The sequence below is a fragment of the Plasticicumulans sp. genome (assembly GCF_035331805.1).
Lineage (GTDB): Bacteria > Pseudomonadota > Gammaproteobacteria > Competibacterales > Competibacteraceae > Plasticicumulans.
This window is the reverse complement of the sequence record NZ_DAOLKE010000134.1, coordinates 1-8955: the sequence shown is the minus strand read 5'-3', so window position 1 is coordinate 8955 and position 8955 is coordinate 1. Positions and strand designations below refer to the sequence as shown.

Annotated in this window: 9 protein-coding genes and 1 tRNA gene; 8 read left to right on the top strand and 2 right to left on the bottom strand. The window is 70.5% G+C overall.

All coding sequences use genetic code 11. The features are described from left to right. Together PKE44_RS10770 and hemA are read right to left on the bottom strand one after the other, a co-directional pair. Positions 1–725: PCRF domain-containing protein (locus tag PKE44_RS10770; RefSeq protein ID WP_324550950.1), on the bottom strand; the 725-nt coding region annotated here is incomplete at its 3' end. Beyond that, the gene (hemA, locus tag PKE44_RS10765) at positions 722–2008 is read right to left on the bottom strand and encodes a glutamyl-tRNA reductase (RefSeq protein ID WP_324550949.1); all 1287 of its coding nucleotides are present in this window, start codon (positions 2006–2008) and stop codon (positions 722–724) included. The genes PKE44_RS10770 and hemA, both read right to left, overlap by 4 nt. A gap of 114 nt (positions 2009–2122) precedes the next feature. Between hemA and PKE44_RS10760 the strand changes: the two genes are divergently transcribed. From PKE44_RS10760 to ychF, 8 genes are all read left to right on the top strand, one after another. Next, complete coding sequence (locus tag PKE44_RS10760; protein ID WP_324550948.1) at positions 2123–3847, top strand: tetratricopeptide repeat protein; 1725 nt, start codon at positions 2123–2125, stop codon at positions 3845–3847. Continuing rightward, on the top strand, positions 3841–4455 hold the full coding sequence (lolB, locus tag PKE44_RS10755) for a lipoprotein insertase outer membrane protein LolB (protein WP_324550947.1): 615 nt from the start codon (positions 3841–3843) through the stop codon (positions 4453–4455). The genes PKE44_RS10760 and lolB overlap by 7 nt, the downstream gene beginning before the upstream one ends. A gap of 11 nt (positions 4456–4466) precedes the next feature. After that, a complete protein-coding gene (ispE, locus tag PKE44_RS10750; protein WP_324550946.1) occupies positions 4467–5375 on the top strand; it encodes a 4-(cytidine 5'-diphospho)-2-C-methyl-D-erythritol kinase in 909 nt (302 codons plus the stop codon). 57 nt (positions 5376–5432) lie between these two features. Beyond that, a tRNA-Gln gene (locus PKE44_RS10745) sits at positions 5433–5507 on the top strand. Between the two features lie 48 nt (positions 5508–5555). Further along, complete coding sequence (locus PKE44_RS10740) at positions 5556–6494, top strand: ribose-phosphate pyrophosphokinase (RefSeq protein ID WP_324550951.1); 939 nt, start codon at positions 5556–5558, stop codon at positions 6492–6494. 102 nt (positions 6495–6596) lie between these two features. After that, complete coding sequence (locus PKE44_RS10735; protein ID WP_324550944.1) at positions 6597–7214, top strand: 50S ribosomal protein L25/general stress protein Ctc; 618 nt, start codon at positions 6597–6599, stop codon at positions 7212–7214. 21 nt (positions 7215–7235) lie between these two features. After that, positions 7236–7823: an aminoacyl-tRNA hydrolase gene (gene pth / locus PKE44_RS10730; RefSeq protein WP_324550942.1), complete on the top strand. Its 588-nt coding sequence runs from the start codon at positions 7236–7238 to the stop codon at positions 7821–7823. Between the two features lie 40 nt (positions 7824–7863). Further along, positions 7864–8955: a redox-regulated ATPase YchF gene (gene ychF / locus PKE44_RS10725; RefSeq protein WP_324550941.1), complete on the top strand. Its 1092-nt coding sequence runs from the start codon at positions 7864–7866 to the stop codon at positions 8953–8955.

The following is an 8955-nucleotide window of genomic DNA, read 5'->3' as shown; positions in this document are numbered from 1 at the left end:
TCGGTCTTGTTGATGTGCTGGCCGCCGGCGCCCGAGGCGCGGAAGGTGTCGATGCGCAGGTCCTTCGGATCGAGGCGCACCTCGACCTCGTCGAGCTCGGGCAGGATCGCGACCGTCGCCGCCGAGGTGTGGATGCGGCCCTGCGCCTCGGTCTCGGGCACGCGCTGCACGCGGTGCGTGCCGGATTCGAACTTCAGGCGCGCGTAGGCGCCGCGCCCGGCGACGCGGGCGATGACTTCCTTGCAGCCGCCGTGCTCGCCCGGGGATTCCGACAGGATCTCGACCTGCCAGCCGCGCCGCTCGGCGTAGCGCAGGTACATGCGCAGCAGGTCGCCGGCGAAGATCGCCGCCTCGTCGCCGCCGGTGCCGGCGCGGATTTCGAGGAACAGGTTGGCGCTGTCGTGCGGGTCCGGCGGCAGCAGCGCCAGCGCCAGTTCCCGCTCGCCGGCCCCGGCCGCGGCTTCGAGCTGCGCGACCTCCTCGGCCGCGAGCGCGCGCAGCTCCGGATCGGCATCGAGCGCCAGCGCGCGCGCCGCTTCGAGCTGCTGCTGCTGTTCGCCCCAGGCCCGCCACGCCGTGGCCACCGGTTCGAGCTGCGCGTATTCCTGCGAATGGCGGCGGAAGCGCTCGGCATCGGCGATGACTTCGGGCTCGGCGAGCAGGCGCGCGAGTTCCTCGTGGCGCTCGGCCAGGGCTTCGAGGCGGGTGCGGATCGACGGCTTCATGCGGCGGAGGACTGATCGGACGACGAAGGCCCGGCATCGAGCCGGTACAGCGCGCCGATCAGCGCCACGGTGTCGAGGTCGCCGCGTGCGCCGGCCTCGCGCAGGCCGACGCTCGGCGCGTGGATGAGCTTGTTGGTCAGCAGGTGTGCGAACTGTTCGAGCACGGCCTGCGGGTCGTGGCCGGCGGCAAGCCGCGCCGCGGCCTTCGCGAGCAGCTCGTCGCGCACCGCCTCGGACTGGCGGCGCAGCGCGTGGATCGAGCGGTTGGCCTGCTGCGCGCGCAGCCAGGCCATGAAGTGCGTGACCTGCGCGTCGATGATCTCCTCGGCCTGCAGCGCCGCGGCCTGCCGCGAGCGCAGGTTCTCCTGGATGATCTCCTGCAGGTCATCGACCGTGTACAGGTAGACATCCTCCAGCGTGCCGACCGCCGGGTCGATGTCGCGCGGCACGGCGATGTCGATCATCAGCACCGGGCGGTGGCGGCGGCTCTTCAGCGCGCGCTCGACGGCGGGGCGCATCAGCAGCGGCAGCGGACTCGCGGTCGAGCCGATGACGATGTCGGCCTCGGCCAGATGCGCGTCGATCTCGTCGAGGCCGATCGCGTAGCCGCCCATCTCCGCAGCGAGCGCGTGCGCGCGCTCCAGCGTGCGGTTGGCGATGATCAGGCGCTGGATGTCCTGCTCGCGCAGGTGGCGGGCGACGAGTTCGATGGTTTCGCCGGCCCCGAGCAGCAGCGCGGTGCGCTTGCCGAGCTTGCCGAAGATCTGCCGGGCCAGCGCCACGGCGGCGAAGGCCACCGACACCGGGCTCGCGCCGATGCTGGTGTCGGTGCGCACCTGCTTGGCGACCGCGAAGGTGTGCTGGAACAGGCGATCGAGCTCGCCGTCGAGCGTGCCGGCATCGGCGGCGCTCTGGTAGGCATCCTTGACCTGACCGAGGATCTGCGGCTCGCCGAGCACCAGCGAATCGAGCCCCGAGGCCACGCGCAGCATGTGGCGCACGGCCTCCTGACCCGGATGCACGTACAGGTAGGGGCGCAGCTCCTGCGCCGGGATCGCATGCCAGTGCGACAGCCACGCGCAGACCTGCTCGGCCTCGGCACTGGCGCTGTCGCAGTAGACCTCGGTGCGGTTGCAGGTCGACAGGATCGCCGCCCCGCGGGCGGCACCGGCCGCGACGAGATCGACGAGCGCCTGTCGCAGCCGCTCGGGCGCGAAAGCCACGCGCTCGCGGACGCTGACCGGGGCCGTCTTGTGATTGATGCCTATGGCCAGCAGGGGCATGATAGGTAAACCACCTTCACGAAACCGCGGGATTCTGCGGGATGGCCCACTGCACACGCAAGTTGCGGTCACTCCTGCGTCTCGTGCGCTCCCGCCCCGGTACCGTCGCCTCCGATGAAGCCTGCCGCTACCGCTGCGCTTGCCTTGGCGCTCAGTCTCGCCCTCGTGCCCGTCACCCGGGCCGATCCCGCTGCCCCGGCTGCTCCCGGGCCGGCGCCGGCCGATCCGGCTCCGCCGCCGTCCACGGCCGCGGCGCGCGACACCGAGGTCTGGTATCACATCCTGCTCGGCGAGCTCGCCGCCCGGCGCGGCCGCTTCGATGTGGCCGTCAGCGAATACCAGGCCGCGGCCGCCGCGAGCACCGATGTGCGCGTCACCGAGCGCGCGTTCGCGGTCGCGCTGTACGCGCGTGATCCGGCGGCCGCGGCCGGAATCGCCCGGCGCTGGCAGACGCTGCTGCCCGAGGCGATCCCGCCGCGCCAGGCGCTGGCGCTGGCGCTGATCGAGGGCGGGGATGTCGAGGCCGCGCTCGAACCGCTGATGTGGCTGCGCGAGCACTTCGCCGTGCAGGACCAGCAGGATGGTTTCGCCGCCGTCGCCAACCTGCTCGGACAGGCCCGCGAGCGGCAGGCCGCCTGGCAGGCGCTGGCACGGCTGAGTGCGCAGCAGCCCGATTCGCGCTTCGGTCACTACTACGCCGCCGGTGCCGCCCTCGCGGCCGGCGAGGGCATCGCCGCCGAGCGCGAGCTGCAGACGGCGCTGAAGCTCGCGCCGGACTGGGCGCCGGCCTGGCAGATGCGCGCGCGCCTGGTGCTCGATCGCGGCGACCTGCCGGCTGCGCTCGAAGTGCTGTCCGCGGCCGTCACGCAGCTGCCGAAGGACACGGCACTGCGCACCGCCTACGCGCGCGCGCTGTTCCTCGCCAACCGCTACGACGAGGCCGGCGAGCAGTTCGACCGCCTGCTCGCCGACAACCCGCGCGACAGCAACGCCCGGCTGGCGCTCGCCGGCATCGCCTTCGAGGCGAAGCAGTACGACCGCGCCGTGGCGCTGCTGAAGGACCTGCTCGGCAGCGGCGAAAACCCCGGCGACATCGAATTCCAGCTCGGTCGCGTCGAGGAGGCCCGCGGCGATTACGCGGCCGCGCGCGCGTGGTACGAGAAGGTCACCGACGGCGACCGCCGGCTCGGCGCGCGCATCCGGCTCGGCGCGCTGAAGCTCGCCGAAGGCGACGAACCCGGCATGCACGCGTGGTTCAATGCCGAGCGTGCCGCGCACCCCGACGATGCCGTCGCGCTGTTCATCGGCGAAGCCGAGGTGCTGCGCCAGAAGGATCTCATCCAGCCGGCCTGGGCGGTGCTGACCGCCGCGCTCGCCGGTCATCCGGACGACACCGACCTGCTCTACGCCCGGGCGCTGGTCGCCGAGCGGCTCGATCGCATCGGCGAGACCGAATCCGACCTGCGCCGCGTGCTCGAACTCGACCCCGAACACGGGCAGGCGCTGAACGCGCTCGGCTACACGCTGGCCGATCGCACCGACCGTCTCGCCGAGGCCGAGGATCTCATCCGCCGCGCGCTCGAAAAGCTCCCGAGCGATGCCGCCGTGCTCGACAGCATGGGCTGGGTGCTGTACCGCCAGGGCAAGGCCGCCGAGGGCCTGCCCTTCCTCGAACGCGCACAGGGCCTGTCGCTGGAGCCGGAGATTCTCGCGCATCTGGTCGAGGTGCTCTGGACGCTGGGCCGGCAGGACGAGGCGCGCGCGCTGTGGGAACGCGGCGCGCAGCGCGCGCCCGGTGACCGCTTCCTGCAGCAGGTGCGCGAGAAGCTGAAATGGTGAGGCGCTCGCGCCTGTGGCCCGCCGCGCCCGCCGCCCTGCTCGCACTCGCGCTGGCCGGCTGCGCCGAACTGCCGGCGAGCCGCGGCGATGCCACGCAGGACCCGCGCTGGCAGGCGCGCAGCGCGCAGCTCGCAAAACTGCGTGACTGGCAGCTCGATGCGCGCATCGGCGTCAACCGCGACCGGCAGGCCTGGTCGGCGAGCCTGAAGTGGCAGCAGCACGGCCCGCGCTACGAGATCGACCTGCTCGGCCCCTTCGGCGCCGGGCGCGTGCGCGTCGAGGGCGATGCGGCCGGCGTCGTGCTGCTGCGCGGGGACGACGAGCCGCCGGTCAGCGCGCGTGATCCCGATGAGCTGTTCGAGCGCGCCACCGGCATCGCCGTGCCGGCCGGGGCGCTCGGCGACTGGCTGTTCGGCCGGCCGCAGCCCGGCGTGGCCGCACAGGTCGAAGCCGACGCCGAGGGCCGCACGACGCGCATCGTGCAGGCCGGCTGGACCATCGAGTATCCGGCCTGGCAGCCGGTCGGCGCGCTGGAGCTGCCGGCGAAGCTGCGCGCGGTGCGCGGCGACGTGCAGGTGCGGCTCGCGGTCGAGCACTGGGGGCTGTGAGCCGTACCGCGATGTCCGACGCCGGTTCTTTTTCTTCTCCTTCTTCCTCTCCTTCTTCTTCCCGGTCGTTCTCCGCCGGCTGGCCGGCCCCGGCCAAGCTCAACCGCTTCCTGCACATCGTCGGCCGGCGCGCCGATGGCTATCACCTGCTGCAGACCGTGTTCCAGTTCATCGACCGGGCCGACACGCTGGCCTTCGCGCTGCGCGACGACGGCCGCATCGAGCGCGAAACCGATCTGCCCGGCGTGCCGGCCGAGGCGGATCTCGTCGTGCGCGCCGCGCGGCGGCTGCAGGCCGAGACCGGCACGCGCAGCGGCGTCAGCATCCGCATCGACAAGCAGTTGCCGATGGGCGGCGGCCTCGGCGGCGGTTCGTCCGATGCCGCGACCGTGCTGGTGGCGCTCAATCATCTGTGGGGCTGCGGGCTCGATGACGATGCGCTGGCCGCTCTCGGGCTCACGCTCGGCGCCGACGTGCCGGTGTTCGTGCGCGGCCGGGCGGCCTGGGCCGAAGGCATCGGCGAACGGCTCACGCCGGTCGAGCCGGACGAGCCCTGGTTTCTGGTGCTGGTGCCGGCGGTGCATGTTGCGACTGCCGCAATCTTCAAGGCGCCTGAATTGACACGGGATTCCCCCCTCATCACAATGCGCGCCTTTCTCGGGGGGGCGGGGCACAACGACTGCGAGGCGGTCGTCCATGCCCGTCATCCCGAGGTCGCGGCAGCGACGGCATGGCTTTCGCAGCACACCACGGCGCGGCTGACCGGCACCGGTGCCTGCGTGTTCGGTGCGTTCGCGGACGAAGCTGCGGCCCGCGCGGTCATGGCCGGGCGACCGGCAGGGCTCGAAGCCTTCGTCGCGCGCGGACGCAACCGTTCGCCGCTGCTCGACCGGCTGGCCCGTGCGCGGGCCGGTGACTGACAAGCCGATGCAGCAGCCGATACACAAGATGCAGCACCAGATGCAGCACAAGATCATTGGGCCGTCGCCAAGCGGTAAGGCACCGGATTTTGATTCCGGCATTCCCTGGTTCGAATCCAGGCGGCCCAGCCAGTTTCCCCCCCTGTTCCGACGGCAGGTTGACCCGTGTCCGACGCCCGTATGATGGTCTTTACCGGCCGCGCCCACCCGGAGCTTGCCCAGCGCATCGTCGATCACCTCGGCCTGCCGATGGGCAAGGCGGTGACCGGCAGCTTCAGTGACGGCGAGTGCATGGTCGAGCTGATGGAAAACGTCCGCGGTCGCGACGTGTTCATCGTGCAGCCGACCTCGGCCCCGACCAATGACAACCTGATGGAACTGCTGGTCATGGTCGATGCGCTGCGCCGCTCCTCGGCGATCCGCATCACGGCCGTGATCCCGTACTTCGGCTACTCGCGTCAGGATCGCCGGCCGCGCTCGGCGCGCGTGCCGATCTCGGCGAAGGTCGTTGCCAACATGATCACGACGGTCGGCGTCGACCGCGTGCTGACCATCGACCTGCACGCCGACCAGATCCAGGGCTTCTTCGACCTGCCGGTCGACAACATCTACGCGACGCCGATCATGCTGGAGGACCTCTTCCAGCTGCACCTGCCGAACCTGGTCGTCGTCTCGCCCGATGTCGGCGGCGTCGTGCGCGCCCGCGCGCTCGCCAAGCGCCTGCACGATGCCGATCTCGCGATCATCGACAAGCGCCGGCCGAAGGCCAACGTCTCGCAGGTCATGCACATCATCGGCGAGGTCGAGGGCCGCGACTGCATCCTGATCGACGACATGGTCGATACCGCCGGCACGCTCTGCCACGCCGCCAAGGCGCTGAAGGACGACGGTGCCGCCTCGGTGCGCGCCTACTGCACGCACGCCGTGCTCTCGGGCAAGGCGATCGACAACCTGTCGAACTCGGCGCTCGATGAGCTCGTCGTCACCGACACCATTCCGCTGCGCCCCGAAGCGAAGGCCTGCGGCCGCATCCGGCAGCTGAGCGTCGCCGGCCTGCTCGCCGAGACCATCCACCGCATCCATCTGGAGGAATCCGTCAGCTCGCTGTTCGGCGAGTGATCCGCGCACGGACTTCCTGCCCGAGATTTCAAGGTTTTTTCGCCCCGGGGCGTCTGGTCGCGGACGCCCCGGTCGTTTCATCACCGTCAACCGGAGTACGCCATGAGCGTCGTTGCTTTTGAACTGAATGCCGAAACCCGCAGTGAGCAGGGCAAGGGTGCGAGCCGCCGCCTGCGCATCGCGGGCCGGGTGCCCGCCGTGCTCTACGGTGCCGGCAAGGCCCCGGAACTGCTGTCCGTCTCGCAGCGTGACATCCTGCTGCAGCTCGAAAACGAAGCCTTCTACTCGCACGTGCTCGATCTGAAGATCGGCGATCGTGCCGAGCGCGTCGTGCTGCGTGACCTGCAGCGCCACCCGTACAAGCCGATGGTCCTGCACCTCGACCTGCAGCGCGTCGATGCGACGCAGCAGATCACCGTGCACGTGCCGCTGCACTTCGTGAATCAGGAAGCCGCGATCGGCGTCAAGCAGCAGGGCGGTGTCGTCAGCCACCACCTGAGCGAAATCGAGGTCACCTGCCTGCCCGACCAGATTCCGGAGTTCATCGAGGTCGACCTGATCGCGCTCGAACTCGGTCAGGCGCTGCACGTGTCGCAGCTCGTGCTGCCGGCCGGCTGCACGGCCTACGCGCTGACCCACGGCCAGCACAGCGACGAGATCGTCGTCAGCATCCACGCCGCCCGTGCCGGTGGCGACGAGGAAGCTGCGCCTGCCGCATAAGCGGGCGGCGCGCGTGCGGTCATGGCGGAAGCGCTGAAACTCATCGCCGGCCTCGGCAACCCCGGGCCGGCCTACGAGCGCACGCGGCACAACGCGGGCTTCTGGTTCGTCGACGAACTCGCCCGCAGCCACGGCGGCAGCTTCCGCCACGACCCGAAGCTCAACGCCGACACCTGCCAGATCACGGTCGAAGGCCGTGCGCTCTGGCTGATGAAGCCGATGGGCTTCATGAACCGCTCCGGCCAGCCGCTCGCCCGGCTGGCCAACTTCTACAAGATCGCGCGGCCCTCGATCCTCGTCGTGCACGACGAGCTCGACCTGCCGCCCGGCGTCGCGCGCCTCAAGCGCGGCGGCGGCCACGGCGGCCACAACGGCCTGCGCGACATCATCGCCCAGTGCGGCGGCAACGATTTCCTGCGCCTGCGCCTCGGCATCGGCCATCCGGGCACGGCGGCCGAAGTCGTCGACTACGTGCTGCGCAAGGCGCCGTCGTCCGAACAGCAGCTGATCGAGCGCGCCCTCGACGACGCCCTGCGCGTGCTGCCGCTGGTCGTGCGCGACGAATTCGAACGGGCCATGCAGACGCTGCACACACGCGCGCCGGCCTGAGCCTTCCGCCCCATCCCCGTATCCCGAGGACACCCTCCCCATGGGCTTCAAGTGCGGCATCGTCGGCCTGCCCAACGTCGGCAAATCCACCCTGTTCAACGCGCTGACGAAAGCCGGCATCCAGGCCGAGAACTACCCGTTCTGCACCATCGACCCGAACGTCGGCGTCGTGCCGATGCCGGATGCGCGCCTCGATGCGCTCGCGAAGATCGTCGTCCCGCAGCGCATCCTGCCGACGACGATGGAGTTCGTGGACATCGCCGGGCTGGTGGCCGGTGCCTCGAAGGGCGAGGGCCTCGGCAACCAGTTCCTCGCCAACATCCGCGAGACCGACGCCATCGCCCACGTCGTGCGCTGCTTCGAGAACGATGACGTGATCCATGTCGCCGGCAAGGTCGATCCGCTGTCCGACATCGAGGTCATCAACACCGAACTCGCGCTTGCCGACCTCGCCAGCGTCGAGAAAGCCTTCCAGCGCGCCGAGAAGGCCGCCAAGGCCGGCGGCAAGGACGCCGTCGCCCGCAAGGAACTGCTGGCCCGCGTGCAGGCGCACCTGAACGAAGCCAAACCCGTGCGGGCGATGAATCTTTCCGACGATGAACTGGCGCTGCTCTACGAGCTGCACCTGCTCACCGTCAAGCCGACGATGTATATCGCCAACGTCCACGAGGACGGCTTCGACCACAACCCGCTGCTCGACAAGGTGCGCGCGCTCGCTGCCGCCGAAGGCGCCGAAGTCGTGCCGGTGTGCGCGGCGATCGAGGCCGAGATCGCGCAGCTCGACGATGCCGACAAGCTCGAATTCCTCGCCGACCTCGGCCTCGACGAACCCGGCCTGAACCGCGTCATCCGCGCCGGTTACAAGCTGCTCGGGCTGCAGACCTACTTCACCGCCGGCGTCAAGGAAGTGCGCGCCTGGACGGTGCCGATCGGCGCCACCGCGCCGCAGGCCGCCGGCGTCATCCACACCGACTTCGAACGCGGCTTCATCCGCGCCGAAGTCATCGCCTACGACGACTTCATCGCCGGCAACGGCGAGGATGGCGCCAAGAAGGCCGGCAAGTGGCGCCTCGAAGGCAAGGACTACGTCGTGCAGGACGGCGACGTGATGCACTTCCGCTTCAACGTCTGA

What these genes read in the sequence shown, in the direction of transcription:
- PKE44_RS10760 (WP_324550948.1), top strand. Translation starts at nt 2,123, where the DNA reads ATGAAGCCTGCCGCTACCGCTGCGCTTGCCTTGGCGCTCAGTCTCGCC.
- pth (WP_324550942.1), top strand. Translation starts at nt 7,236, where the DNA reads ATGGCGGAAGCGCTGAAACTCATCGCCGGCCTCGGCAACCCCGGGCCG.
- PKE44_RS10740 (WP_324550951.1), top strand. Translation starts at nt 5,556, where the DNA reads ATGATGGTCTTTACCGGCCGCGCCCACCCGGAGCTTGCCCAGCGCATC.
- ychF (WP_324550941.1), top strand. Translation starts at nt 7,864, where the DNA reads ATGGGCTTCAAGTGCGGCATCGTCGGCCTGCCCAACGTCGGCAAATCC.
- hemA (WP_324550949.1), bottom strand. Translation starts at nt 2,008, where the DNA reads ATGCCCCTGCTGGCCATAGGCATCAATCACAAGACGGCCCCGGTCAGC.
- ispE (WP_324550946.1), top strand. Translation starts at nt 4,467, where the DNA reads ATGTCCGACGCCGGTTCTTTTTCTTCTCCTTCTTCCTCTCCTTCTTCT.
- PKE44_RS10735 (WP_324550944.1), top strand. Translation starts at nt 6,597, where the DNA reads ATGAGCGTCGTTGCTTTTGAACTGAATGCCGAAACCCGCAGTGAGCAG.
- lolB (WP_324550947.1), top strand. Translation starts at nt 3,841, where the DNA reads ATGGTGAGGCGCTCGCGCCTGTGGCCCGCCGCGCCCGCCGCCCTGCTC.